Origin of the sequence: Bianquea renquensis (assembly GCF_014384895.1) — a bacterium.
In the GTDB taxonomy this organism is placed as follows: Bacteria; Bacillota; Clostridia; order Lachnospirales; family Bianqueaceae; genus Bianquea; species Bianquea renquensis.
The window spans coordinates 41,740-67,552 of sequence record NZ_JACRSQ010000012.1 but is presented as its reverse complement, the minus strand read 5'-3'; the positions used below and the strand labels follow the sequence as shown (position 1 = coordinate 67,552).

Annotated in this window: 29 protein-coding genes and 1 pseudogene; 3 read left to right on the top strand and 27 right to left on the bottom strand. The window is 50.5% G+C overall.

All coding sequences use genetic code 11. The features are described 5' to 3' along the window. Nucleotides 1–19 precede the first annotated feature (19 nt). Nucleotides 20–388, bottom strand: a complete 369-nt coding sequence (locus H8730_RS09405; RefSeq protein WP_177715592.1) for an Asp23/Gls24 family envelope stress response protein — start codon at nucleotides 386–388, stop codon at nucleotides 20–22. A gap of 226 nt (nucleotides 389–614) precedes the next feature. On the opposite strand from H8730_RS09405, the gene rpmB reads away from it, so the two are divergent. After that, complete coding sequence (gene rpmB, locus H8730_RS09400) at nucleotides 615–800, top strand: 50S ribosomal protein L28 (RefSeq protein WP_177715590.1); 186 nt, start codon at nucleotides 615–617, stop codon at nucleotides 798–800. Between the two features lie 196 nt (nucleotides 801–996). On the opposite strand, the gene H8730_RS09395 is transcribed toward rpmB, so the two are convergent. The 17 genes and pseudogenes from H8730_RS09395 to H8730_RS09315 all read right to left on the bottom strand — a co-directional run bounded on the left by H8730_RS09395 (nucleotide 997) and on the right by H8730_RS09315 (nucleotide 16,430). Further along, on the bottom strand, nucleotides 997–1,212 hold the full coding sequence (locus H8730_RS09395; RefSeq protein ID WP_177714284.1) for a hypothetical protein: 216 nt from the start codon (nucleotides 1,210–1,212) through the stop codon (nucleotides 997–999). 88 nt (nucleotides 1,213–1,300) lie between these two features. Next, nucleotides 1,301–1,957, bottom strand: a complete 657-nt coding sequence (locus H8730_RS09390) for a thiamine diphosphokinase (protein WP_177714283.1) — start codon at nucleotides 1,955–1,957, stop codon at nucleotides 1,301–1,303. Then, complete coding sequence (gene rpe, locus H8730_RS09385) at nucleotides 1,958–2,629, bottom strand: ribulose-phosphate 3-epimerase (protein ID WP_177714282.1); 672 nt, start codon at nucleotides 2,627–2,629, stop codon at nucleotides 1,958–1,960. Between the two features lie 51 nt (nucleotides 2,630–2,680). Continuing rightward, on the bottom strand, nucleotides 2,681–3,556 hold the full coding sequence (gene rsgA, locus H8730_RS09380) for a ribosome small subunit-dependent GTPase A (RefSeq protein ID WP_177714281.1): 876 nt from the start codon (nucleotides 3,554–3,556) through the stop codon (nucleotides 2,681–2,683). 57 nt (nucleotides 3,557–3,613) lie between these two features. Continuing rightward, on the bottom strand, nucleotides 3,614–5,563 hold the full coding sequence (gene pknB / locus H8730_RS09375) for a Stk1 family PASTA domain-containing Ser/Thr kinase (protein WP_177714280.1): 1,950 nt from the start codon (nucleotides 5,561–5,563) through the stop codon (nucleotides 3,614–3,616). Further along, nucleotides 5,556–6,338, bottom strand: coding sequence for a Stp1/IreP family PP2C-type Ser/Thr phosphatase (locus H8730_RS09370; RefSeq protein ID WP_177714279.1), 783 nt, complete (start codon nucleotides 6,336–6,338; stop codon nucleotides 5,556–5,558). The genes pknB and H8730_RS09370 overlap by 8 nt, the downstream gene beginning before the upstream one ends. A gap of 45 nt (nucleotides 6,339–6,383) precedes the next feature. Next, nucleotides 6,384–7,424: a dual-specificity RNA methyltransferase RlmN gene (gene rlmN, locus H8730_RS09365; RefSeq protein ID WP_177714278.1), complete on the bottom strand. Its 1,041-nt coding sequence runs from the start codon at nucleotides 7,422–7,424 to the stop codon at nucleotides 6,384–6,386. A 16-nt stretch (nucleotides 7,425–7,440) separates the two neighbouring features. Continuing rightward, nucleotides 7,441–8,796, bottom strand: a pseudogene (gene rsmB / locus H8730_RS09360) (16S rRNA (cytosine(967)-C(5))-methyltransferase RsmB); the annotation flags it as partial. After that, nucleotides 8,786–9,505, bottom strand: coding sequence for a zinc metallopeptidase (locus H8730_RS09355; RefSeq protein ID WP_249289751.1), 720 nt, complete (start codon nucleotides 9,503–9,505; stop codon nucleotides 8,786–8,788). The gene H8730_RS09355 and the pseudogene rsmB, both read right to left, overlap by 11 nt. A 6-nt stretch (nucleotides 9,506–9,511) precedes the next feature. Beyond that, a complete protein-coding gene (fmt, locus tag H8730_RS09350; RefSeq protein ID WP_177716533.1) occupies nucleotides 9,512–10,447 on the bottom strand; it encodes a methionyl-tRNA formyltransferase in 936 nt (311 codons plus the stop codon). Between the two features lie 15 nt (nucleotides 10,448–10,462). After that, the gene (gene def / locus H8730_RS09345) at nucleotides 10,463–10,921 is read right to left on the bottom strand and encodes a peptide deformylase (RefSeq protein WP_177716534.1); all 459 of its coding nucleotides are present in this window, start codon (nucleotides 10,919–10,921) and stop codon (nucleotides 10,463–10,465) included. A 23-nt stretch (nucleotides 10,922–10,944) separates the two neighbouring features. Next, entirely contained in the window at nucleotides 10,945–13,179 is a 2,235-nt protein-coding gene (priA, locus tag H8730_RS09340; RefSeq protein WP_177716536.1) for a replication restart helicase PriA, read from the bottom strand. 3 nt (nucleotides 13,180–13,182) lie between these two features. Continuing rightward, nucleotides 13,183–13,494: a DNA-directed RNA polymerase subunit omega gene (rpoZ, locus tag H8730_RS09335; protein ID WP_177716538.1), complete on the bottom strand. Its 312-nt coding sequence runs from the start codon at nucleotides 13,492–13,494 to the stop codon at nucleotides 13,183–13,185. Nucleotides 13,495–13,720: 226 nt separating this feature from the next. After that, nucleotides 13,721–14,344: a guanylate kinase gene (gmk, locus tag H8730_RS09330; protein WP_177718458.1), complete on the bottom strand. Its 624-nt coding sequence runs from the start codon at nucleotides 14,342–14,344 to the stop codon at nucleotides 13,721–13,723. Beyond that, complete coding sequence (gene remA / locus H8730_RS09325) at nucleotides 14,341–14,634, bottom strand: extracellular matrix/biofilm regulator RemA (protein ID WP_177718460.1); 294 nt, start codon at nucleotides 14,632–14,634, stop codon at nucleotides 14,341–14,343. Before remA ends, gmk begins: the two co-directional genes overlap by 4 nt. 13 nt (nucleotides 14,635–14,647) lie before the next feature. Next, nucleotides 14,648–15,535, bottom strand: coding sequence for a YicC/YloC family endoribonuclease (locus tag H8730_RS09320; protein ID WP_177718462.1), 888 nt, complete (start codon nucleotides 15,533–15,535; stop codon nucleotides 14,648–14,650). Between the two features lie 79 nt (nucleotides 15,536–15,614). After that, nucleotides 15,615–16,430: a helix-turn-helix domain-containing protein gene (locus tag H8730_RS09315; protein ID WP_249289750.1), complete on the bottom strand. Its 816-nt coding sequence runs from the start codon at nucleotides 16,428–16,430 to the stop codon at nucleotides 15,615–15,617. 340 nt (nucleotides 16,431–16,770) lie between these two features. Between H8730_RS09315 and H8730_RS09310 the strand changes: the two genes are divergently transcribed. Then, a complete protein-coding gene (locus tag H8730_RS09310; protein ID WP_177718466.1) occupies nucleotides 16,771–18,528 on the top strand; it encodes an Rqc2 family fibronectin-binding protein in 1,758 nt (585 codons plus the stop codon). 9 nt (nucleotides 18,529–18,537) lie between these two features. Here H8730_RS09310 and H8730_RS09305 read toward each other — a convergent pair whose 3' ends face one another. From H8730_RS09305 to H8730_RS09270, 8 genes are all read right to left on the bottom strand, one after another. After that, the gene (locus tag H8730_RS09305) at nucleotides 18,538–19,239 is read right to left on the bottom strand and encodes a DUF4405 domain-containing protein (RefSeq protein ID WP_177718468.1); all 702 of its coding nucleotides are present in this window, start codon (nucleotides 19,237–19,239) and stop codon (nucleotides 18,538–18,540) included. A 63-nt stretch (nucleotides 19,240–19,302) separates the two neighbouring features. Then, nucleotides 19,303–19,542: a hypothetical protein gene (locus tag H8730_RS09300; protein ID WP_177718470.1), complete on the bottom strand. Its 240-nt coding sequence runs from the start codon at nucleotides 19,540–19,542 to the stop codon at nucleotides 19,303–19,305. Between the two features lie 40 nt (nucleotides 19,543–19,582). Further along, nucleotides 19,583–20,023, bottom strand: a complete 441-nt coding sequence (locus H8730_RS09295; RefSeq protein ID WP_177718472.1) for a flavodoxin — start codon at nucleotides 20,021–20,023, stop codon at nucleotides 19,583–19,585. 22 nt (nucleotides 20,024–20,045) lie between these two features. After that, on the bottom strand, nucleotides 20,046–20,990 hold the full coding sequence (locus tag H8730_RS09290; protein WP_177718474.1) for an alpha/beta hydrolase family protein: 945 nt from the start codon (nucleotides 20,988–20,990) through the stop codon (nucleotides 20,046–20,048). 86 nt (nucleotides 20,991–21,076) lie between these two features. Beyond that, nucleotides 21,077–21,703, bottom strand: a complete 627-nt coding sequence (locus H8730_RS09285; RefSeq protein WP_177718476.1) for a flavodoxin — start codon at nucleotides 21,701–21,703, stop codon at nucleotides 21,077–21,079. A 12-nt stretch (nucleotides 21,704–21,715) separates the two neighbouring features. Beyond that, the gene (locus H8730_RS09280) at nucleotides 21,716–22,861 is read right to left on the bottom strand and encodes an iron-containing alcohol dehydrogenase (RefSeq protein ID WP_177718478.1); all 1,146 of its coding nucleotides are present in this window, start codon (nucleotides 22,859–22,861) and stop codon (nucleotides 21,716–21,718) included. A 159-nt stretch (nucleotides 22,862–23,020) separates the two neighbouring features. Further along, a complete protein-coding gene (locus tag H8730_RS09275; protein WP_177718480.1) occupies nucleotides 23,021–23,779 on the bottom strand; it encodes a carboxymuconolactone decarboxylase family protein in 759 nt (252 codons plus the stop codon). A gap of 10 nt (nucleotides 23,780–23,789) precedes the next feature. Beyond that, a complete protein-coding gene (locus tag H8730_RS09270) occupies nucleotides 23,790–24,407 on the bottom strand; it encodes a flavodoxin family protein (RefSeq protein WP_177718482.1) in 618 nt (205 codons plus the stop codon). 168 nt (nucleotides 24,408–24,575) lie between these two features. On the opposite strand from H8730_RS09270, the gene H8730_RS09265 reads away from it, so the two are divergent. Then, on the top strand, nucleotides 24,576–24,974 hold the full coding sequence (locus tag H8730_RS09265; protein ID WP_177718484.1) for a MerR family transcriptional regulator: 399 nt from the start codon (nucleotides 24,576–24,578) through the stop codon (nucleotides 24,972–24,974). Nucleotides 24,975–25,126: 152 nt separating this feature from the next. On the opposite strand, the gene H8730_RS09260 is transcribed toward H8730_RS09265, so the two are convergent. Then, on the bottom strand, nucleotides 25,127–25,462 hold the full coding sequence (locus tag H8730_RS09260; RefSeq protein ID WP_249289749.1) for a hypothetical protein: 336 nt from the start codon (nucleotides 25,460–25,462) through the stop codon (nucleotides 25,127–25,129). Nucleotides 25,463–25,813 lie beyond the last annotated feature (351 nt).

Below are 25,813 nucleotides of genomic sequence, written 5' to 3'. Positions count from 1 at the left end.
AAGGGTACCAATCTGCAATTTAGCGTTCTCCACTGTCGACGCGGACACCTTCCACATAAATATCCACGTTGGCGACTTCCAATCCCAGCATGTCTTCCACCTTGTATTTAACCGTACTCATGAGGTTATCCGCGATGGCCGAAATCTTCGTCCCGTACTCCACAATAATGTGGAACTCTAAGACGACCTGGTTATCCTCCTGGGTTGTCACCTTGATCCCCTTTGTCAGGCTGTCACCGAGCAAAAGTTGTACAAATCCATCCTTCACATTAATGGAGGCCATTCCCACGACCCCATAGCATTCCATGGCGGCCAGTCCTGCGACTCTGGCAATGACTTCGCTATCTATCGTAACAGAACCGAAATCCGTCTTAATCTTCGCAGCCATATCCATTCCTCCTATTGACTTCATATTACTAGTATTATACCAAGTTTTTCGTATTTTGCAAAAGGTTTTTTTGAAAATGCAAAAAAATTGTAGCATCCCCCAGGCGCTACAATTTTCTTCGTTTTTTTAGAAATTTTCCTTGCAATCTGCTCATGAATCTGATAAAATATGAGTGTTGTATTTGTGATGAACATGAATTTGATTGTTGGACAAAGGAGGTGCAATCATGGCCAAATGTGATATCTGTCAAAAAGGCGTACAGTTCGGCATCAAAGTCAGCCATTCCCATAGACGATCGAACAGACAATGGAAACCCAATATCCGTACCGTGAAAGCTATCGTAAACGGAACCCCGAAAACACTTCATGTATGTGCCAGTTGTTTGAGATCCAATAAGGTTACAAGAGCGTAATCGCCCTTAGGAGGAGAGCAATCCCTATACAAAAATGAAGAATTGCGGCAGGCGGGCGCCAGGCTGAGTTTCTCAGCACGGCGCCCGCTTTGGCGTCCTGCGATTCTCGTTGCCGCTCTCGGCGGACTTTCCGATAGGACAAAAAGAGCCTGCCCCCTGGCAAGCTCTCGCTGTGCGACAAATCAAAAACGTGAAATCAGCACCGCCGGCGCCCTTTCAGCAGAAAAAGCCCCAAGGCAATCAGCGCCACCGCTAAAATCCATTGGATAAAAACATTGCAGAAAAGAATGGCCAGTAAGATACCGATACCCGCGGCGATGAGGAGAAGTCCTGCCAATTGTTTTAAAAATTCTTGTTGCCGTCCTGGCTTAGAACAACAGGGCCGGAACGGCTTGCAACCTGGTCTGCCCATACGATGGACGCCCTCCCTCCGAAGCTTGATACTCTATTTTATGAGGGAAGGCTCTTCCATGTGACTACATTATAGATGTATCGCTGATTCAGTCGGAAGACTGGATGATAAGGAGATAGCCGCTGATAATTCGGATCCGCCCCCGGTGGTACAGCAGCTCATTGCTGATGCCAAGGCTGCGGCCACTGGGCAACAGCGCATCCTGCAATGGATACAGAAACCCTTCCAGCGTAACGCCAGCCACATCGCCAAACATGGGAATAAGGGAGATATACCGCATTCCCTCTTCCTTTTCCACGTCCAACACCGCCGGCGCTTTGACCATCTGAACCGTATTGTGCCCATCCAGTAAGCGGCAGCGCACTCCCGCGTCGGTGGGCTGTTTTAGAAGTGTAACGTTGGCCAGGCTGTGGTCTATCCGGCTCCCTGTGCCTCCGAGGATCCAAATCTCGCCGGTGTGCCCGGCTTTCTCCATAGCGGCTTCTATGGCAAGCTCTGTGTCCGTATAATCCTTCCTAGGAGGATACTGGGTTATCTCTCCCTGAAAATTCTGATACTGCTTGACCAGCGCTGAATCCACGGAATCAAAATCCCCCAATATCTCGTTGGGTATGAGGCCAAATCGCTGGGCGTGTACCAACCCCGAGTCAGCGGCGATCACCCATTTTGGGTTGTACCGCTGTACCTTCTCCCTCAGATTTCCCGAATCGTTGAGCCGGCCGCCAGTCAAAATTAAGACTTTCATCTAATCTTCTCTCCGTTCCAACAGCGCTTTATACTTTCGAACATTGCCTTCCGGATCCACGCCGTCAAAAATCGCGGAACCCACCACCAAAACATTGGCTCCCGCCTGGATCACGGATTCGCAGGTTGCCGCATTTATGCCGCCATCCACCTGGATCAGCAGGTCTGGCTTCCACTTCTCCGCCATGGCGCGCAATCTTGCAATTTTGTGCAGCGTGGAGGGGATAAAGGATTGGCCTCCAAAGCCTGGATTGACTGTCATGATCAAGACCATGTCCAAATCCATTAGGACTGGCTCCAACAGCTCCACCGGTGTCCCCGGATTGACAGCACAGCCTGCCTTCAGCCCAAGTTCTTTTATATGCTGAATCGTCCGGTGCAAATGCCGGCACCCTGATGCCTCCTGGTGGACAGTCACGATGTCCGCGCCTGCATCTGCGTACAGCTTTAACAGGCCGTCGGGATTTTCCACCATCAGATGTACATCGAAGGGAATGGCGGCATAGCGCCGCAGTGCCTTGACAATCATGGGACCTATGGTGATATTGGGGACAAAATGCCCGTCCATGATATCCAGATGTAGCCAATCACACCCGCCTCGGACCGCCTTTTCCACCTCTTCCTGCAGATTTCCAAAATCCGCCGTCAAAATCGACGGTGATAATACGATCATCTCATTTTCCTCCAAGCTCCTCGTGGGCAGTCAATCAAAGGTTTCTTGCTTTTATTTCCATCGGTTGCTTTCCTGCTCACGCCGTATCTCCTGATATAATTCCGAATAGCTGTCATAGCGCTGCGCTGAAATCTCGCCCCTTCGAACGCCGAGTTTCACGCCGCAATCCGGTTCGCTGATATGGCTGCATCCGGTAAAACGACAGTCCCCCAGCCAGGGAAGGAATTCCGGATAGTATTGTCCCAAGTCCGGATAGGGAATATGCTCCAAATGGAGTGATGTAAATCCAGGGGTATCCGCGACAAAGCCGTTGCCACTATCCAGAGGAATTAATTTCGCGTGGCGTGTGGTATTGCGGCCGCGCTGTACCTTCTCGCTCAATTGTCCCGTCTGGAGAACAAGGCGGCTATCCACTGCATTGAGCAGAGATGATTTGCCGGCGCCGGAAGGGCCTGTAAAGACCGTGACCTTGCCCTCCAGCAGCTGCCGCAACTCTGCAATGCCCTCCTTGAGATAGGCGCTGGTATGAATCACCTGATAGCCAGCAGATTCGTACACCGCTGTCATTTCGTCCGCCTGATCATCCTCCTTTAAGTCCCATTTATTTAGGCAGATGACGGCCTGAATGGACTGCTGGGCAGATTCCACCAAGAACCGGTCCAACAGCGGATAATGCGGATTGGGATTTTTGATGGCAAACACAACCACAACCTGATCAACATTGGCAGCAGCGGGGCGCACCAGTTGATTTTTTCTTGGCAGAATTTCCTCCAGATACCCTTGATCAGAAAATCGCACATGATCTCCAATAACTGGCGTAATATTCTCTTTGCGAAAAAGTCCCCGCGCCTTGCATCTCGTAACTGCGCCCTGCTGATACACGTCATAAAAGCTACTTACGCCGGCGATAATGGTTCCTTCCCCCATACATCCTCCTTAAGTAGGACCGGAGCGCTCGCACGCCGCCGGTCCTCTTTCACTCCGTTATTCATTTACATTCCGCGTCAAAACTGGCGAGTTATCCAGGAAAACCTTGATGACCACGGTTCCTCTGGGGTAGGCCACGGAAATGCCTCCCTGGGAGCCAAAGGTGGCCGCTGTCACAGTCTTGTTGTAGAGTTCCGTCATCTTTCCATCCTTGTCCGTGGCTTGAATGGTCAGAAGTTTTGAACCTGTATCATTCTTTGAAAAGGGGCTGGTCAGAATGATATTTCCACCATCTTTGCCCACCGTTTCTGCGTCCAGCGTTCCAAGGCTGACTGTGACATCCACCGCCGTTCCCTCCATGACCTTCGCACCTTTCTCCGTCCCCTGGGCGATTATTTTGCCTTTTTCCACAGAGTCATGATAGGATTCGCTGACGGTGCCTATGGTCAGCTTGCGCTGTGTCAGTTCTTCCTTCGCTTGATCTTCCGTCATTGTGGTCAGATCCGGCACCTCAATCAGCGTTTCCCCTGTCCCTGTGCTGACGTAGATGGTAACGATGGTCCCCTCCGTCAGATCCGTGTCTTTCACCGGATCCTGGGAGATGACCGTGCCCATGGCAACTGTCTCGTCCGCCCTTGTCTCCACGGTGTAGGGCAGACCTGCATCGACCAGAGCCTTCACCGCACCTGCATAGGTCAGATTGGTTACATCCGGAACCTTATCCACCTGCCGTTTTCCCATACTGAGAACGACTTTGATCACGGAGCCTTCCACCGCTTCCGTATTGACGGCGGGATCCTGTCCGGTAATCTTTCCAGCGTCGTATTCATCGCTATATTCCTGTCTCTCCACTTCCACTGTAATCTTCAGCCCTGATACCTTATCCTGCGCTTCCTCCAGGGTATACCCTGTCAGGCTCGGTATCAGATTGCTCTTAGCCTGCCTCAGCACAAAACTGAAGATCAAGACAAGGGCTATAATCAACACCGCCGCTCCACAGGCGGAAAAAATGAGGATCTTCTTCTTTTTTGCCGCGGTATCCGGCTTCCTCTCCTCCTCCTCATCCTCCTCCGTCTCGGGAACGGGACGTTTCGGCGGCGCCGGGTGAACATCCTGGCGGCGCGGTGGCTCCCCATAGGGTGTCTCCTCGTCGACCTGTGCGGGGAGCGGCACAATATAGTCATGATCCACATAGACCTTTCGCAGGTCCGCCATGAGCTCATCCGCCGATTGATACCGAAGCTCCGGACGTTTTTGCGTCAGCCTGCGAATTATCGCAGCGAGTCCTGGCCACAGAGCCGCATTCTCCTTCCGGGGATTGGGCATGGGATCATGAATCTGCTGCATCGCAACCGAGACCGGCGTATCGCCATTGAAAGGAAGTCTCTTCGTCGCCATCTCATACATGGTGATTCCCAGAGAGTACAGATCGCTGCGGACATCCACAAAACCGCCTCTCGCCTGTTCAGGTGAAAAGTAATGCACCGACCCCATGGTATCCATATGGTTCGTCATGGTCGTAGAGGTTGCCGCCTTTGCGATTCCAAAATCCGTAACCTTCACTGCACCCTTTTGGGTAACCATAATATTCTGCGGCTTGATATCCCGGTGAATGATATGATTCGCATGGGCAACGCGGAGAGCGTCCGCTATCTTCAACGAGATCTTCAAGATTTCCTCCGACGACATGGTATCGCGCCGCCGAATGTACTCCTTTAACGTGATGCCGTCTATGTATTCCATAATGATATAATAGACGTCCTTCTCCTGCCCTAGATCGTACACCCCCACAATATTGTTATGGGAGAGGCTGGCAGCCGCAAGCGCCTCTTTTTGAAACTTTGCCAACACCACTTCGTCACTGGCGTACTCTTTGCGCAGAACTTTGATCGCTACCATCCTGTGCAGCTTATAGTCCTTTGCTTTATATACAATCGCCATGCCTCCGGAACCGATTTCCTCTACAATCTCATACCGGTTGCCTAAAATAGTTCCCGGATTAAGCATGTTGCGCACCTTCCTTCCATAAGTCTATCAGTATGACCGATATATTGTCATACCCCCCGTTACCGTTTGCCCTATCGATGAGCTGTTCCGCTAGCCCCTCGATTTCATCCTGGCTGCTTGGCACTGTCGTCCCCAACAAGCGGAGGAGTTCTGTATCCTCAACCATATTGCTGAGGCCATCGGAGCAGAGCAGCACTCGCAGAATTCCTGTCAAGGGAATCTCAAACGCATCGACGCTGACTTGCTCCTCAATTCCAACAGCTCTGGTAATCACATTCTTCTGAGGATGAACTCTCGCCTCCTCCTCCGTGATTTCTCCCTTCTGCACTAGCTCTTCCACGACAGAGTGATCGATGGTCAGCTTCTTCAAGCCAACGCCACCTTGTCCATCAGCCTGAACAAGATATAGCCGGCTATCCCCGACATTGACGCAAAAAAGCGTATCCTCCATGATAACCGCGGCGACAAAGGTGGTCCCCATGCCCGTCCAGGCGGAAGACTGTTTGGATAGCTTGTAGACATATCGATTTGCGCTCTCCACGCCTTCGCGCAGCAGCTTGACAATGCTGTCTTCTTTAAATGACTTCTCGGCCACTTCCTGAACAAAAAATTGAACCGCTTCCGACGATGCGTGTTCCCCAGCTAAATGGCCGCCCATCCCATCCGCCACGATAAACAGGTTGGGAAGATCCCCCACTGGTTCCATGGAACAGTACACAGAGTCTTGATTAGTCTTTCGAAGCTTGCCTACATCACATTTTGCAGCTGCAAACATTCTAACACCTCACTATTTTCATTCCAACCGGCTTGGACGAATCTCTTATGCACGCGCGTACCGATTTCTGAGCTGACCGCAAGCGCCGTCAATGTCGGCGCCCATCTCTCTGCGTATCGTCACCGGAATTCGTCCCATCTCTAAAACCTTGGCAAATTCCCGGACACGCTGGGGCGATGACCGGGCTAACCCACGCTCCTCCACGGGATTAACCGGGATGAGGTTTACATGGGCGAGCATTCCCCGCAGCCTTTGCACAAGCCGCACCGCATCGTCCCGCCCATCGTTACACCCCTTTATCAATGCGTATTCAAAGGTGACTCGGCGCCCTGTTTCCTTTGTATAGTACTGACAGGCATCGAGGAGTTCGTCAAGAGAAAACCGAGCGGCCCCCGGCATCAACTGCCTACGGAGTTCATCATCAGCCGCGTGAAGAGAGACGGCCAGCGTCACTCCCACGTGGCAATCGGCAAATTCTCGGATGCGATGGGGAAGCCCACAGGTGGATACCGTTATGTTTCGAAGGCTAAGTCCCCGCCCCTTCTCCTCCCGCATCAGGGAAAAAAATCGAAGCAGCGCGTCATAGTTGTCAAATGGTTCCCCGCAGCCCATCACGACCACATGGGAGATTCTGACCGACGCCTCCTTGGACGCCGCGTATACCTGCTGGACCATCTCGCCCGCCGTAAGGTTTCGAACCAGACCTCCTAGAGTGGAGGCGCAAAAGCGGCACCCCATCCTGCATCCCACCTGGGAGGAGATGCAAAGGGAATACCCGTATTCATAGCGCATAAGCACTGATTCGATGCACTGTCCATCCCGCAGGCGAAATAAAAATTTTGTTGTCTCATCTTTCGTCGATCGCTGCTTCTTCGCCAGCTGCATCTCGAAAACTGGAATCGACGACTCCAATTTTCGGCGGAGCTCCTCCGGCAGAACCGTCATCTCCAGAAAGGATGTGGCATCCTTCTGGTGTAGCCATTGAAAGATCTGCCGGCCCCGGTATGCCGGTAGCCCCCATCCCACGCACAGGTCTTCCCACTCTTTTGGCAGGAGACTGTGCGGGTCCTGTTGTTCCAGGTTCATCCAATGCTTTCCTCCTGAACTTTGCAATAAAAAAGCCATCCATCCCTGCCTCCACCGGCATAAGGACGGCATATCCATCCTTTATAGTATCACACTCCAGCTTCCTTGGCAAATCCTTTTCAAAATTTTCTATGAAAAAATCCTGATGTTTTTCTAAAAAAAGTTGTACGGTTTCCTCATTCTCCGCAGGGTTGATGGTACACGTGCTATACACCAACGCACCGCCGGGACGGACTAGATGGGATGCAGCTTCGAGTAAAGCGGTTTGCAGCTTGACCAGCTCCCCCATCTGGTCTGGCGAGCGATTGAGCTTGATATCCGGTTTGGATCGCAGAATCCCCAGCCCCGAACAGGGCGCATCCAGCAATACCGCGTCAAAGCTGCCCTCTTCCTCTGGCTCCCAGGCGACGCCGTCCCGAAATTGGGTCTGGATGATGGAAACCCCTAGACGCGCTGCATTTTCTTCTATGAGCTTTACTTTATGTTCGTGGATATCGCGGCTGATAATCACGCCTGTATTTTGCATGAGCTGGGCAATATGGGTTGATTTTCCTCCCGGGGCGGCACACATGTCCAGCACTCGGTCTCCGGGCTTTGCCCCCAGAGCGCGTCCTGCCAGCGCAGAACTTTCATCCTGGACGATGAAGAAGCCCTGCTTGAATTCTGGCCAGGCCGCCATATCGCCGCCGTCGGTTATATATGCACATTCCGGCAGAACGTCGCCAGGACGGACATTTTCCACTCCCACCTTGTCCTGCAACATCACAAGAAAATCCTCCGGGGAAATCTTGAGGGTATTGCACCGCAGACAGAGCCGCTTTGGTCCGTGGGAGACCTCCGCCAGCTCCAGCATTTTGGAGTAACCATAGGCGTCAAGCCAGATTTTCAAGATCCAGACAGGAATGGAGTGCCGGATGGACACATAGGCCAGCGGCGACTCCTGGGAATCCGGTAACACTGGCTTTTTATCGCCGCGCAGAATTCCCCTCAGCACTCCATTCACAAAGCCCTGAAGCCCTCGCAGGCGGGATTGCTTGACGAGTTCCACGCCCTCGTGGACAGCAGCGCTGTCGGGGACTTTATCAAAAAACAAGAGCTGGCAGACCGTCATGCGGAGAACCACCGCCACCCAGGGTTTCATCTTAACAACGGCAGTTTTCGAATAGGTGTTGATCACGGCGTCAATATAATACAGCTCGGATATCGTGGTATAGACGAGGCTGGCAATAAAGGCTCGATCCTTTCGGTCCGCCTCAGGGGGCAGATTTCGAAGCCGCCGGTTTAAGACGATGGAGGAATACCCCTTGTCATACAAAATCTCCATAAGCGCCTGGGCAGCTTCCCGCCGGGCACTCCAACGGTTATCGGTCATTGCCATTTCTCCTGCCAAAAAGCAATAGTAGCCTGAGCAAACTTGCAAGGGCTGTCGCCGCGGCTGCCACGTAGGTCATGGCCGCCGCTGACAAAACACGTCTCGCCTGCGGAATCTCGTCCTCCAGCAGTAGATTGCTGCTTCCCAGTATGGCGATGGCTCGCCTGGACGCATTGAATTCCACCGGCAGGGTGATGAGCTGAAAGACCACCGCCGCTCCAAAGAGCAGAATTCCCATCTGAATCAAGAAATACCCAAAATCCGTATTGCCCCGCACGCCGCCAAAAAGGATCCCAAGAAAAATCAAGGGCATCGAAAGGTTGGAAGCGATCTGGGTCACGGGTATAATCGCATTCCGCAGCTTTAACGGGAGGTATCCCTCATGATGCTGAATCGCATGCCCTACTTCGTGGGCCGCTACGCCAAGCGCTGCAATGGAAGTACTGTCAAACACGCTGTCCGATAAGCGCAGCATTTTCTTTCTCGGGTCATAATGGTCCGAAAGCTGTCCTACCACATGCTCGATTCCCACATCGAAGATGCCGGCGCCGCGCAGGATGGTATCCGCCGCCTGCGCACCGGTATATCCCATCCGGCAGGGAACTTGACTGTACCTTTGATACGTGCTCTTCACCTTATATTGCGCATACATGGCGAAGATCAGTGTGGGCAGCACTAAAATCAGATAATAAGGGTCGATATAAAACATCCTGCATCACTCTCCCTGTAAGATTTCTCCCTCCACTTTATTTCCCAACAAAAATGCACTGGCCGGCATCATCTTTTTTCCCTGAAGCTGCAACTCTTCCACCGCGATGACACCTTTTCCCGTCTGAACCCAGAACATCTTCTTCGGAGACTTGAGCACTCGCCCAGGCTCTCCCTGCTTCTCTGGATCCACAAGGGAGGCCTTCCCGATGGCCAGCTTTTGCCCTCGCAGATAGGTGTAACACGATGGCCACGGAGTAAAGGCACGAATCCGGTCTACGATCTGTCTTGCACTCATGGTCCAATCAATGCGGCCATCCTCCTTTGTCAAGATGGGGGCGTAGGTCGCGTCTTCCTCCCGCTGTGGCTCCCTCGGGAGACACTCCCCCCGAGAGAGAATTGCCAAAATCTCCCCCGTCACCTTTGCCCCGGCCGCTGCCAGTGCATCATACAGTGTTCCCGCTGTCTCCTCTTCCCCAATGGGAACTTCCTGTTTCAGGATCATGTCGCCTGTATCGATGCCAGCGTCCATCTGCATGGCCGTCACACCGGTTACAGCCTCCCCGTTGGCAATCGCCCACTGAATTGGGGCGGCCCCCCGATACTTAGGCAATAGGGACGCGTGGATGCACACGCACCCAAAAGCCGGGATGTCCAAAATCGCCTGGGATAGAATCTGGCCGTAGGCGGCGACCAATATCAAGTCTGGACGGAGGTCCCGCAGCTGCTCCACGGCAGCCGATGTCTTCACCCGTCTCGGCTGGTAGACTGGCAGTCCCAATTCCATTGCCAATTGTTTCACAGGAGGTGGCGTCAAAATCGCCTTTCGCCCCTGCGGTTTGTCCGGCTGTGTGTAGACGCCGACGATCTCATGTTCCAATCGGGCTACCTCCCGCAAGATACAAGCGGCAAATTCTGGAGTCCCCATAAATACGATGCGCATCGCTCCACCTCGTTTCTATTCTTCTACCCATTCTTCCACTTTATCCACAAAGAGGACACCGCTCAAATGATCGATTTCATGGCAGAAGGCTTTTGCCAATAACCCGCGGCCTACCTTCTCAAAGGGCTTGCCCTCGCGGTCCAGCGCTCGAACTTTCACAACCATAGGCCGATTTACAATTCCCGATTTTCCAGGTATACTCAGACACCCCTCGGCTGTCCTCTGAATCCCAGATGTCTCCACGATCTCTGGGTTGATCAGCACCAGCTTTTCCCCTGGCTGCTCCGTATCGATGACGATCACCTGCTTCAGTATGCCGACCTGCACAGCGGCCAGACCGCATCCCTGGGCGTCGTACATGGTCTCAAACATATCATCAATCAGTGTTTGCAGCCGGTCGTCAAATAATTCTACCTTTCGCGAAGGTTTTCTTAAAATTTCATCCTGCTCTTTTCGTATATTGCGAAGCGCCATTCTGAACACATCCTTTCTATACTCTAAAACATTGTCACTGGATCCAGATCCATCTGAATTCCTATTTTGGCGTTCTTCTTTTGGTATTGTTCCTGACAATAGTGGCCGTAAGCCGTCAACCTGGCGGCATCCGGGTGTTTGACTAGAATCTTCCATCGAAACACATTGTTGATTCTAGCTGTGGAAGCCGGGGATGGCCCTAAGAGCTGGAAGCCTCGTCTTTTCCCGTACCGCTCCAACAGTTGATAAAAATCCCTGGCGCACTGAATCAGCTGGTCTTCTTGAAGAGATGTCAGCAAAAATTGCAGAATATGTGTGAAGGGAGGGCAATTGAGAAGCTTTCTGGCGGTGATTTCATTGGCGTAGAAGGCCTTGTAGTCTTGTTTGACTACATCCTCGATGCAATAATGGTCTGGCGAGTAGGTCTGTAGCAGTACCTCTCCCTCCAGACCGGCTCTGCCAGCGCGCCCGGCAACCTGTGTCAAGAGCTGAAAGGTCCGTTCTGTACTGTGATAGTCGCTGGAATACAAGGTCATATCGGCCGCCACTACGCCAACAAGGGTTACATAGGGGAAATCCAAGCCTTTGGCGATCATCTGCGTCCCTACCAGGATATCGGCGTCCCGATTTTGGAAAGTATGATATGCCGCTTCGTACGCGCCCTTGCGGCCAGTGGTATTCATATCCATACGCAATATTCTGGCCTGGGGAAACAGCCGCTGTACTTCCTCCTCCACTCTCTGGGTCCCAGCTCCAAAGTATTTGATATACGAGGAACCGCATTGGGGGCAGGATGCCACCATCTCGGCCTCTTTTCCACAGTGATGGCAGATCAGCCGCCTCGTATCCTTGTGCCACGTGTACGGCAAATAGCATCGGGGACATTTGAGAACAAACCCGCAGCTTCTACAGTTGACAAAGGTCGAGTGCCCCTTTCGGTTGAGGAATAAAATCACCTGCTCGCCCCTTGCCAGCCGCTCTCTAATTCCCTGCTGCAAGCGCCTGCAAAAAATAGACATATTGCCCTCGGCCATCTCCTGGCGCATATCCACCGTGGTGATCTTCGGCATTCTGGCCTTCTCCACCGCCCGCTTGGTTAACTGCAACAGTGTATACTCCCCCTGCTGGGCGCGGTAATAGGTCTCCACAGCAGGGGTCGCGGACCCGAGAACGAGAGGACACCCCGCCTGTTCCGCCATGGCGCTTGCAATGTCCCGGGCGTGATACCGGGGCGTCTGCTCTGACTTGTAGGTTGTCTCATGTTCTTCGTCTAACACGATAAGGCCCAGCTTAGAGAAGGGAGTAAATAGAGCTGAGCGCGGACCGATCATAACTTGGATGCGGTTTTCCTTTGCCAGCTTCCACTGCCATGCTCGCTCCTGATCCGTCATCCGGCTGTGGGTGACGCCTGCGCGCCTGCCAAATCGCCTGCGAAAGACTTGCACCAACTGCGGCGTCAAACTGATCTCGGGAACCAACAAAATCGCTTGCTTATCAGCCCGCATGGCATGGTCGATCGCCTGCATGTAAACCTCCGTCTTGCCACTGCCCGTCACGCCGTGGAGTAGAAAGGTCTCCTTTTGCCCCTTCTGAATGGAAGCGGCGATGGCGTCCACCGCCTTTTGCTGCTCTTCATTTAGCTCCCTGGGCCGCTCCAGCTCTCCCTCTTCATAAAGCAAAGTAGCCGGCGGGTCCCCCTCCGGCTCTTTCCATATACGAATTCGTCCTTGCACCTGCAGGGAATCCAACGACGCACCTGTAATGGGCGAGGCCTTGCGGATCTCCTTGAGCTTGCCTTTACCGCCCGGCAACGCCGCCAGCGCGTCCAAAAACCCTTGCTGCCGAAGGCCTGGTTTGGCTGCGCCCATTTTTCCCGCGCCCGGCAACACTTCCACCATGTCCACGAGTTTCTCTTCCTGCATCAGTAAACGGGGAACAAACAGTTCCAGACAGGAGGATAAGGGTGCGCCCAGCTCCTCCTTCATCCTCTGGGCAAGTGCCAGATTATTTTTTGTAAAAACCGGCTCCTGCCGCAGAATTCGCCGGACGGATTTCAACTTCTCCTCCGGAACGGCGCAATCAGACGAAAGCCCGATGACAAAACCTTCGATCATATGATTGCGCGGGCCAAAAGGCACCTCCGCCATCATGCCCTCTTCCAAAGTGGACTGGAGTCCTTCCGGCACTCGGTACGTATAGATTTGATCGACCTTCTGGTGATGCAGATTGACAATAACTTGGGCGAACTGCCGCGCCATACGCTATTCTTCTTCCTCGATATCAGCGCTAAAATCCACAACGGACATATCATCGTACCCCACCGTGGCCGTCTCTTTGGCCGCTTCCTTTGTGAGAATGCCGATTTTTTCTTCCTTCATCTCCTCGACCGCGATGGACAAAACCCGCCGGCTTCCTTTCACTGGCACCGTGGGGTAATCGCCGTCAATCAGGCTTCTCGCCCTCTTCGCCGCCGCGATCACGACGCTGTATCGACTGTTAATCTCCGGTATATTCTTTTCTCTGTTGACTTCATTAATATGATCAATCAATTCTTGATATGATGGGTGCAGCATGCATTTCACTCCTAACTCAGATTGCGCGGCGAGGCCGCCATTCATCTTTTTTATGATACCAGATTCTGCGAGAAAAAGCTAGCCCTAAATTGTGATGGGTAAAAAAGTTCGCTCCGCGAACTTTAGAAGAACCTCCGGTTCTTCAAGTTTAGGTCCGCCTTACGGCGGACTTTCATTGGGTAAAAAAGTTCGCTCCGCGTACTTTCCTGTAGGACAACGAAGGACTCTACTTCGCATCCATCTCCATCCCCTGGAGCCGTAGATTCTCTAAATGATCAAGATTTCGCTCTAATTTTGCATGGCTGGCAGAGACGATCGCGTGAATCTCGTCGGCGCAAGATTCCACCGTATGATTGATCACCACGTACTCATACTGCTGAACAAACGGGAGCTCCTCCACTGTACGGCGCAGACGCTTCGCGATGGCCTCCTGGCTCTCCGTCCCACGGCCCACAAGACGCTCCTTCAACACCTGCATGCTTGGCGGTACAACAAAAATCATGAGGGCCTCGGGAACCATCGCTTTGATTTTCAGCGCCCCCTGAACCTCAATCTCCAGGATAACATCCCGCCCCTCTGCCAATGCCTCCATGGCGAAGGACTTGGGTGTTCCGTAGTAGTTGTCCACATATCTTGCCCACTCAAATAGCTCGCCACGCCGAATCATCTCTTCAAATTCTTCCCGTTGGATAAAATAATATTCTCTCCCGTGCTGCTCTCCCTCGCGGGGCTGCCGCGTCGTAGCAGAAATTGAGAGGGCGTAGGGATATCGTTTCACAAGATCCTTGACAACGGTTCCCTTGCCAACCCCTGAGAAGCCAGACACGATGGCCAATGTTCCTTGCCTCATCCCTGCTCAGCCTCCTGTATCTCCTCGTCGTCCTCCGGCGTGTCCAGTTCCTTGGCGTTGAGGCGGTTTGCCACAGTTTCCGGCTGAATCGCGGATAAAATCACATGGCCGCTGTCCGCAATCAGGACGGCCCTTGTCTTTCGCCCATAGGTGGCGTCTACAAGCATGCCGGATTCCCTTGCCTCCTGAATCTTGCGCTTGATCGGCGCTGATTCTGAGCTGACAATGGCAATCAACCGGTTTGCATTGACAATGCTCCCAAATCCTATGTTAATTAACTTGATCTGCATATACTGCCTCCATTTATTCTAGGTTCTGTATCTGCTCCCGAATCTTTTCAATTTCATTCTTCATACCCAGCGCTGCCCGGGTGATCTCCAGATCATTGGACTTGGACGCGATGGTGTTGGCCTCGCGGTTCAACTCCTGTGTCAGAAAGTCAAGCTTTCGCCCCGACGCTTCCTTCAAGTCCAAAGCCTGCCTAAACTGCTGGATATGACTGGACAGCCTTGTCAGCTCTTCATCGATACAACACCGGTCCGCGAACAGCGTGACCTCCGTTTCCAGTCTGCCCGGATCCAATGAGGGGAGCTTTGTCTCATCCAAAAGCTCCTCCACCCGCGCCCGCAGTTTATCCCGATAATTTCGCACCACCATTGGAGCGCGCTGCTTGATCTCCTCCACAAGCTGCGACATAGCGTCCAGCTTGTCCAGCAGGTCCCGGCGAATGGCGCCGCCCTCCTTCTCCCGCATGGCGGTCAAATTGTTCAGCGCCTCCGTCAGCGCTTGCATTAATAGCGACTCGATATACGCCTCATCCTCGATCACCGCGTGTGCCTTTAACACTTCCGGAAAGGACAGGATATGGCTTAGAGACAGGTCGTCTGCAAGTCCCAGGGGGCTTCCCGCCTTTCGAAGCGCCTCCACGTACTCTCCCAGAAGCGCTTCATTTACCAGAACGCTTCCTGTGAGAGCCCCGTCATCCTCGTAATTGATATACACATCGACCTTGCCTCGAGAGATCCATCGCTTCAGCATGTCGCGCACAGACGGTTCCAGGGAGCTGATCTTGCGGCTGATCCGTATATTCGGTTCGAAATAACGATGATTGACAGTTTTGATCTCCACGGTAAACCGCTTTCCCTCTAGCGCAAACTCCCCTCTTCCAAACCCGGTCATACTCCTCGCCATTTCCATTACCCCCTGCTTCCTTTTGCGCTGCTGCGCTCTTTCTCTATTATAAAGTAGGAAGCGCCAAAATGCAAGAATTTTAACCAAAGGGTTTGTGAAAATTCCTCCACTGCCTTGGCGTCATCTGGTACTGTTTCTGAAACTGGCGGTTGAAAGAAGATAGGGATTTAAAGCCCACCTCCTGAGCGATATGTGCAATGGGCCTCTCACTTGACTCTAACAGGACAGCCGCCATCTTGAGACGTATTTTCACCAGGTACGTTAGAGGCAAGTCTTTTGTCACCCTTTTAAACACCCTGCGGAAGTGAGATTCGCTAAGGTTACAGGCCTTCGCCATTTGGCAGACGCTCACATCCTCCCGATAATTCTGTGATAAATAGTTGAGCGCCGGCAGTATCATCTCCAAATTTCCGTTTCCTTCCAGCCGAAACTCCTTCATGTTCTCCTGGCGGTTCAATCTGATAAAAAGCACTTGCAGCAAGGAAAGCACCGCCTCCCTGTAACCTTCTTTCTGTTCATGTAGCTCAGAAAAAACGAGCCGGACCAGTTCTGTCAAGTCGTGATCCGATAGGATTTCATTGTGCGGATTTCGCAATTGAATTGGGAATCGATCGGTGTCAATCGTTATATAGTTCCACTGGCTTGGCCTCTCATTAGGGCTCTGCGCGATGTGTGGCCATCCCGGCATAATGATGGAAATGTCCCCCTTTGTAAAAGGGCAGACCTGATCTCCGATAAAGAAAACGCCCGTTCCTTCCATACAGAGTCCGATTTCAAGGCCGTTGTGATAGTGCATCTTGATGCTCGATGTATACTTCTGTGTATAGGAAAAGTGATACACAGGAAAATCGTCAAGAAATTCGATCTTAAGATAGTGTATCTGTTGGCTCTTCATGGCAGTCCTCACCTCCGTGTGGATGGCCTGATTGTACCTTTTTTCCTTGAAAATGTCAAACATAAAACCTCATAAAAAACTATATCCTCAGATGTGAAACTATGGTATAATAATCGCGTTAGCGATTATATGCGCCGGCCGCGCAGTGAGCGAAGCGAACAAACCGTTGCGCGGACGTGTGCAACCCTGCGGAGCGATATCATGGCCGGAGGCCATGGTATAATAATCGCGTTAGCGATTATACGCGCCGGCCGCGCAGTGAGCGAAGCGAACAAACCGTTGCGCGGACCCTCAGTAAACATAAATCGATTTCTCGTCATTCTTTATAGGAGGTACTTGTATGGCGTTTGATGGAATTACCACCTTTGCTATTTGCTGCGAACTTCGCCAACGGCTTTTAGGCGGTCGCATCGATAAGATTTATCAGCCGGAAACGGACGAGGCTGTTTTAAGCATACGAAGCCTTGGACAGAATTATCGTCTACTTTTAACTTGCCAGGCCGCCCATCCTCGATTACACATTACTGAAAAAAAGCCGGAAACTCCGCTATCCCCACCTATGTTCTGTATGCTATTTCGCAAGCACTTTTCCGGTGGAAAAATTGCGGATATCGCCCAGATTGATTTTGACCGAATCATTGAAATCTCCGTGGAAGTGCTCAATGAAATGGGAGATCTCTGCACGAAGAAGATCATTCTGGAGATTATGGGAAAGCACAGCAATCTAATCTTGACGGATGAAAATGGCCGTATCATCGATGCTATGCGCCATGTGACGGAACAGATGAGCAAATTCCGCACCGTCCTCCCAGGTCTCCCCTACACCCACTCTCACCACAACGACAAGGCCAATCCGCTGCTCCTCCACGACGAGGACTCACTTTTTTGTCTTTTGGAACAAAATGGGACGGTTCTCGGCAAATCCTTCTACCAATCCCTAAATGGCCTCTGTCCTTTTTCCGCCCGCGAAATCTGTTTCAGGGCTGGTGTATCCGATAAGGCACTCTTGGCAGAACTGCCAGCTGCCGCCAAACAATCGGTCTACACGGCCTTTCATCAGTTGTTTGCTTCTGTGCTGGACCAGGCCTTTTCGTATCGAATCTATCGCGAGAGTGATGTCCCCTGTGAATTCTCGGTCCTTCCTTATTTTTCTATGGAGGCAGTCTCCTTTCAGGAATACGATACGTTGTCCACACTGCTTGATATTTTCTATGCCAAACAGGACGTCCAAAACAAAATCCTGCAAAAATCTCAGGATCTCCACAAGCTCATCCAGACGAACCTGGAGCGGGCGCGCAAAAAAGCCGGGCTCCAGGAGCAGCAGATGGCGGACACTAAGGATCGAGATCAAGACCGCATTTTCGGCGAATTGCTAACCGCCAACATCTATCAACTCAAAAAGGGAATGACCAGCGTCTCCGTCGCCAACTTTTATGAGGAGGAGGCTTCTTCTGTAACGATCCCTCTGGATTCCAATCTCAGCCCCTCTCAAAATGCACAGCGCTACTTCAATCGCTATAATAAACAAAAGCGAACGGAAGCCGCTTTGACAGAGCAGTTGGCGCAAACCTATGAGGAAATTTCCTATCTGGATAGTATTTTGAGCGCTCTCGCCCTTGCGGACTGTGAGAAGGATCTTGAGGATATCCGGCTTGAGCTGCATGAGACTGGATACATCCGCAAAACTAGGAAATCAAAGAAGAATCTCAGCACTTCCAAGCCGTTGGAATTTCACACGTCTGAGGGATTGCGCGTGCTGATCGGAAAAAATAATATTCAAAATGATATGCTCACCTTTCGGACTTCTTCGCCTTACGATTATTGGTTCCATGTAAAAGATATACCCGGCTCCCATACAATTCTTTTTTGCGCTGGGCTGGAATTTGAAAAAGACTATACCATGGCGAGCATTCTGGAGGCTGCGGCTCTTGCCGCCGCACATTCGAAGGCATCCGCCGGAAGCAACGTCCCGGTGGACTATGCTCTGCGGAAATATGTAAAAAAGCCGTCTGGCTCAAAACCAGGTTTTGTTATCTACACTCACCAACAAACGCTCTATGTCACGTGCGCTACACCCGGAAAGCAACAGCGCAAATAAGGGCAGAATTTATTTCTTTTTCTCCACAAGTCTTTTCCTACTTCCGGCCAGCCTTTGAATGCCCCTGGAAGTATACTGTGCCAGAAAAATAAACAGGCCCATGATAGCGATATACTCTGTAAAAAAGAGCAGGACAGGTCTTTCAAAATCAAAAAATACAAAGGAGGATGTCAAGAACATATAGGACAGAAATTGATTTTTCAGGAAAGCATACAGACCATATCCGGCAACTGAGGCCGCAGCAATATGGAGAAGGATTCGCAGCGGTTTAGAAGAAACCGGCCCGGCAGCTTTACGCACCATGCCAAGAATCATATTCCAGTGCTGACCGAGATGCAGGGCCATCAGCACAAATCCCCAAAATGCGGAAAGCACATGTAACGGCCTTGCCAGAGCGATACCGCCGGAAATCGGCAGGAAAGCGAAAACCTCTCTGGAAAGAATGATCCCACTCACCATTAAACCGAACATGGAAAGCAGCACAGCAAAATTTGTCACGGTCTGAAAAATGCGCATAGGCGTATATTTCCCTTTGAAAAGATGGCTGTACCAGCCCCGGTTCAAAATGTGATGGGCGATCCACAGAAGCAGCATACCTGCTCCAAGCCATTCATGGGCAGAATCCCCGGTGATCTGCCGCGCCATTAAAAACAGCAATAGCACTGTCATTATCATATCAATGACGATTTTATATATTAACTTTTTCTTCATCAGAAACATTCCTTCCATTTTCACTCGGCAGTCAAATTAAGACCGTTCACCCTATCCACAACATCACTCTCGGCTCCTGATACACTGTTTCGGGAGATAGAAAGTCACTAATTCCAATCGTACCGTTCCTGCTTCGTTTGCCATTGTCTCGGCTCCTGTCTCCGCATGGCCCAAGGGAATCACCTCTACAATGGTCTGTTCGTAAATATCGTCGTAGAAAATCGCAAGGTCAACCTCTGTATTTTCGGTAATCATTTTGATTTGAGTACCCTCTACGCTCTCATAGCTGCTGTTTTCAGACATGTCAAGCGCCCTTCCAATCCTCTGAATCCAAGGCTCAATATCATTCAGGTCGTTTGCCCACGAAGATTGTGTCATATCCCTCGATACTATCCACAGACACGGTAATCTCCGGGTGTACGCCATCCAGAATTTCCGCTTCGGCTTCCTCCTGCAAATCCCCATATTCTTCTGCCCGCTGAATCTCAGCTAAAGTACCACCCGTGTATTCCGCAATCATCTGCGCTACTTCCTCGGTATTTCCTGTATGAGAAAAATATGCAATCAAAACATTTCCGCCATTTGCATCTGTCTCTACGGTTTCCGGTTCCGTTGTTTCTGGTTCTTCTGTGGATTCCTCTGTTTGCGAAGCCTCCGCCACAGTTTCGGCTTCATCAGCCGCAGAGGATGTTTCTGCGGAAGGGGTATTGTTTCCGCAAGCTGCCAGTACAAAACTGAGAGCCAACAGGAAAGTAAGAAGTAAAAGGCTTTTTCTGAATATCATTGTGTGCCATCCTTTCTCGAGATCACTCTTTGTGCGTATTCAAATATTCCAATATCCAGTCGATTGCCTTTCTGGCATCCCCGCCTGAAAAGCCATGTCCGGCCCCCGGAAGCACTTCCAACCGGGCCGAATCGTAAACCCAGGCTGCTTTCTCCGAATAGGAGAGGGGAACAATACCGTCGGCATCCCCGTGGATCAGCAGCACATCCTTTTTATAAGCCGAAATTGCTCCATAAATATCATACTCCAGCAAGTCCTCCGCAAAGATACGGCCAACCGTCATCCACATGAGATAGTAAGTGTCGGGAATATCCGCTGTACTGTCAAACTGCTCTTTTGCGTCATCTACCAGTATGAACGCCGGATACAAAAGGATTGCGCCTTGAATCTCATCTTCATGGGCTGCCGCTGTGATTGCCGATACCGCGCCTCCCATACTGGTTCCCATGAGAAAAATATTTCTGCTATCCACAAAAGGCTGCTCCTTCATCATCTCAATAACTGCCTCTAAATCTGCCTGTTCCGTAAAAACAGACATTTCCAGAGTGGAGCCATCACTTCTGCTGCCCGGACTACCACCGCAGAAATCAAAGCAATACACCACATATCCTTTTGCGGCAAGTGCTTCGGCATATTGCGTTCCGACCTGATAATTCCCCCCAAAACCGTGAGAGAAGATCACTGTCGGCATTTTCTCACCGGCATCTTGTGGAATATAAACCACACCGTATATCCGGTTTTCATCCCTCCTTGCATAAAGCTCCTGTGTTTCATATTCGTGAGTAAGAGGTGTTGCTGCCGAAGTATCCTCTGTTTCCGACTGGGAAAAGATTCCCGTTCCCTCTTCACCCACAATACCATCTGCCTGCATTTCCGTTGTCTGGAAATTATGACGAGTACCGGCGCACCCGCCTAACACCAGCATGAGGAACAACATACAGAGGAAAAGATATGTGCCGTTTCTCATTTCTGCCTCCCGCTATTTACCTTTTACTGTATATACCAATCGGAGGCCATCCAGCCCCTGTAATTTTCCATCCAGAGCACCTATACTTATCCTCCAATCAATCCTAACTCTGAAAGCCACCCATCAATCTGGCTCGTTCCACTAATCCGTCTTTCTCCGTATACCGCCAGGCCGTCACAGGAATGAAGAAATGTGGGCATTGTTTCGTCAATATCGCTTCCTCCGCTGGTACAAAACGGAATAATGAGCTTTCCGGTCAGATCATAACTTTCCAGAAATGTATTGATGGGAGCCGGCGTTGCGTGCCACCACACGGGATAGCCCACGAACACAATGTCGTAGTCCTCCATGTTTTCCACAGTATCTGTCAAGGCTGGACGCTCATTCCTCCTGATCTCGCTGTTCGATTCCATATACACATTGGAATAGCCGTCCTGCGGGGTAATCTCAAACAAATCGCCACCGGTTTTTTCACGCAAGGCAGTCGCCACATTCCTTGTAGTGCCTGAATAAGAAAAATAGGCAACTAACACTTTCACGTCAGACTGCGAAAAAATTTCCTCTCGTAATTCTTCCACCTGCGAATCGTTCAGAGAGTGATCCGGTAAGCTCCGAAACATGGCAGGATAGCGATAAAGGTTATAACCCCCAAAGAGAATGGCAATGACTGCGATTACCACAATCCCCGCAATCCATCCTTTTTTACGCTTCATAGCCGCCCCTCCTTACATACATTCCAACAGAATCTGATATATTTCCTCCCGGTCAAGCTCACGAGGATTGCATTTGATAATGTTGCAGGTATCCGCCACTTGACGCAGTACCTCCGGTGTGATCTCCACTGTGGATTTCAACTGGCTCATTTTCGTGGGCAGTCCGCACTCTCTGATGAAATCTTCCAGAGCCTCCACACCGGCCTCTGCGGTATCTACACCGAATACCACCTTTGCAAACCGGATAAATTTCTCCGGCGCGTCCTTCACAATGTGACGGTAATAGGCGGGATGGATTACGGCAAGGCCCTGCCCATGATTGCAGTCCGTATAGGCTCCAAGCTGGTGTTCCATCTGGTGCACCTGAAAATCAGTCAGGCGGCCACATTTCAAAATTCCGTTTTCTGCCATAGCAGAATCCCACATCAGGTTGCTCCGAGCCTGCATATCATGGATGTCTTTCAGTAGGCGTCGCATATTGACCACGGTATTGCGCATGATGGCCAGCGCCACATCATCCGATACATTCTCTTCATCGGAAGCGCCGAGATATGTTTCCATCGCGTGGCTCAAGGTATCAAAGGCCCCGGAAAGTACCTGCATAGACGGCACCGACATCGTATACGTCGGATCAAGAACGGCAAAGGAAGCGGCGGTTCCAAAAATTGGCCCTTTCCACTTCTTCTCCTCATAAGTAATGACTGCACCTGCGTTCATTTCCGCGCCGGTGCCGGAAGCCGTCACAACCGCGCCCATCGGAATCCCGGCTGCGGGGAATTTCCCTTTGCCATACTCCATGTTCCAAATATCTTCATCCAGCATGGCCTGCGCAGAAACCACCTTGCAGCAGTCGATAACACTGCCGCCGCCTACCGCCAGAATGAAGTCCACATGATATTCACGGGCCAGTTCCGCGCCTTCCTGTACTTTGATATAAGTGGGATTTGACATAATTCCGGAGAAATCTACCACTTTTTTGCCCGCCTGTTCCAGCAAGGCTTTCATCTCATCATAAACACCATTCTTTTTTACAGAGCCGCCGCCAAAAGCAAGCATTACGGTTTCGCCAACTTTGCCAAGCTCTGCGGAAAAAGCCTGTGCCGCGCTTCCTTCTCCAAAATAAACTCTTGTGGGATAAGAAAATGTAAAGTTGTTCATCGCAAAATGCCTCCTGTTATTTCAATCTTCCATGCGTTTGTTGGAATCGCTTGTTTTAACCGATTATAATTTACGGCTGTAACTATCGGTCAATAGATTTTGAGAGAAATTTTACAAACTTTTTGTGTTCTCGCTTTTTGTATAGTGGATTGCGACAGATTATTGATTTTCCCACGCCCTTGATACTTCATCTATAATGTTCATGGCGTTCAGGCTTCGGGGATAACCGATATAAGGCATACATTGTTCTACAATGCTGTACAGCTTTTCTTTATCGTTACCCACCCCAAAATTTCCTGCTGTATGTCCGCGAAGCTGGTTTTCACAGCCGCCCTGTGCAAGAATGAAGCAGAATGTAATCATTTCCCGTTCCTGATCGTTCAGGCCGTTTCGGGTATAGTAATCACCAAAGCAGTTATCTGCCAGCCATCGGTTGATGTTCCGGCGAAGAACAGGGCCATCGGTCTGCCGCTTCGCCATGTTCTCTCCGAACAATTCCACCTGCTTGGCAAGTCCATCTACAAATCTGGTCTTTTCATTTGTTGTCGCCTGGGTTGCAAGCGGCAACTTGATCTCATGCTGCTCCATAATCTGATTTGCTGCCATAAGGAAATCATAGGTACGCCCAATTCCAAGATAGGCCGTCGCCTGATAGATAACCTCTTTTATTACAATAGGATCTATGCCCATGTTAAGCGCTGCGTGGAGCATATTTTGAAATTCCCCCATTCCCTGACAACCGAGCAATGCGGACAAAATACAGAGCATTTGTTCCTTTTCTGTCAGTTTGTTGGCTTCTATTACTTCGCCCTGAGAGAAATTTGCAATGATCCCTGCAAATTCTGGATCCGTCTTATTCAAAGAGGACGAAGCTCCGCCAAATAATTTGTGAACCCTTTTTTCTGTATCCATATTCATAAGAACCTCCTTATCTCGTAAAATTCGTTAAGACCTTTTCATTATTCGGATGGACCAGCCCGTTTTCTTTTCCAAAGGCAATACATTTCAGCAACCACGCCATGTTTTTCCCGATATTATACATTGTCATAAGCCCCTCCTTATCCTCTGCCACATCCTCCGGCTGTGCGCCGTAAACATGGTTCCAGTAGGTAGAAGAAACAACCGGCATGGAGCAGATCGTAAAATACTTGTTGATCACATCAAAGGATGCCGTGGTTCCTGCCCGCCTTGCGGATAAAACTGCTGCCGCAGGCTTAAATTGAAATGCCGCCCCGCCTGCATAAAAAGCTCTGTCCATAAATGTCAGGAGCCTGCCGCTCGGATGAGCAAAATAGACCGGAGAGCCGAATACAAAACCGTCGGCGGTTTTCGCCTTGTCCACAAATTCATTTACACTATCATGGAATATGCAGCGTCCAATCTCCTTGCATTTACGACAGGCAATACAATCCGGCAACGCCTCATTTCCGATATAGAGTTGTTCCGGTTCAATCCTTTCTTCCTTTAAGGCACGCTCTACCTCGCGCAGTGCTGCATTTGTACAGCCGTTCTTTCGGGAACTGCCATTTACAAGCAATACTTTCATCTGCAATTATCACTCCCTACTCTTGCAATTTCTCTGTTTCTATGCTATAATGCGTTTGTTTGAACCGATTGTTATAATCGATTATAGTTTACGGTAGTTACTACCGGTCAATACAGATTCCCCAATTTATCTATGAATTTTTTGTGAACAACACAGGAGGCAATCACGATGTATACGATGATGCAGGTCTGCCGGGAACTTGATATGACCTACCAGACCTTAAAATACTATTGCAATGAGGGACTGATTCCCAATGTCAAAAGAGATGGGAATAACCGTCGAGTTTTCGACGATAAGGATGTGAAATGGATCAAAGACCTCACATGCCTAAAAAAATGCGGCATGAGTATTCTGGAAATGAAGGAATACTTGGAACTTTGTTTGCAGGGGGAGTCCTCGATCATGCAGCGTAAAGAATTGCTGTCCAAAAAGCGTAACGCGTTGCTTGCTTCCATCAAAGAATTAGAGGACAGCGTTGCCTACATTGACTGGAAGCAGAATTTTTATGATGAGGTGCTTTCCGGCGCACGTCCGTATGTAAGCAATCTAATTAGGACAGAAGAATAGAATTTGTGGTTTGACATCATCAATACACGGTTATTTTCTGTTATAATCGTTCTCGGAGCACAATAATTCTGTTGTACCCAACTACCGGCAAACAATGCAATTTACCGTAAGATTGCGCATGTTGTTGGTGACATGTCCCCAAACACCTGAGATCATTGCGTTGGCAATGGCTGTGCGTTCCGCCGGAACGCTGAACAAAAAATGCTATGCGATCGGCGGACCTTTTGCATAGCATTTTTTGTTTTTCCGTTTACCTGGCGTGAGTCATAAGTTTTGTGATGTTTCCTTATGGGCTTTAGCGGCGGCGGAAGACTTTTTTCTTTTCTGCCGCTTTTCTTTTGACGATAGCTTCCCCTTATTGCCGTTGATTTTTGGATTTCACGGATTCCGTTTCTCTTTTTTAGCGGCGGCGGAAGACCTTTTTTCTTTTCTGCCGCTTTTCTTTTTGCGATAGCTTCCCCTTTTTGCAGCTGATTTTTGGATTTCACAGCTTCCCCTTCTCTTTTTTAGTGGCGGCGGAAGACTTTTTTCTTTTCTGCCGCTTTCTTTTGACGATAGCTTCCCCTTTTTGCGGCTGATTTTTGGATTTCACGGCTTCCGTTTCTCTTTTTTAGCGGCAGCGGGAGACTTTTCTTCCTTTCTGCCGCTTTTCTTTTGACGATAGCTTCCCTTTTTGCGGCTGATTTTTAATTTCACGGCTCCCCCTTCTCTTTTTTTAGCGGCGACGGGAGACTTATTTTCCTTTCTGCCGCTTTTCTTTTTGCGATAGCTTCCCCTTTTTGCAGCTGATTTTTGGATTTCACGACTTCCGTTTCTCTTTTTTAGCGGCGGCGGGAAAC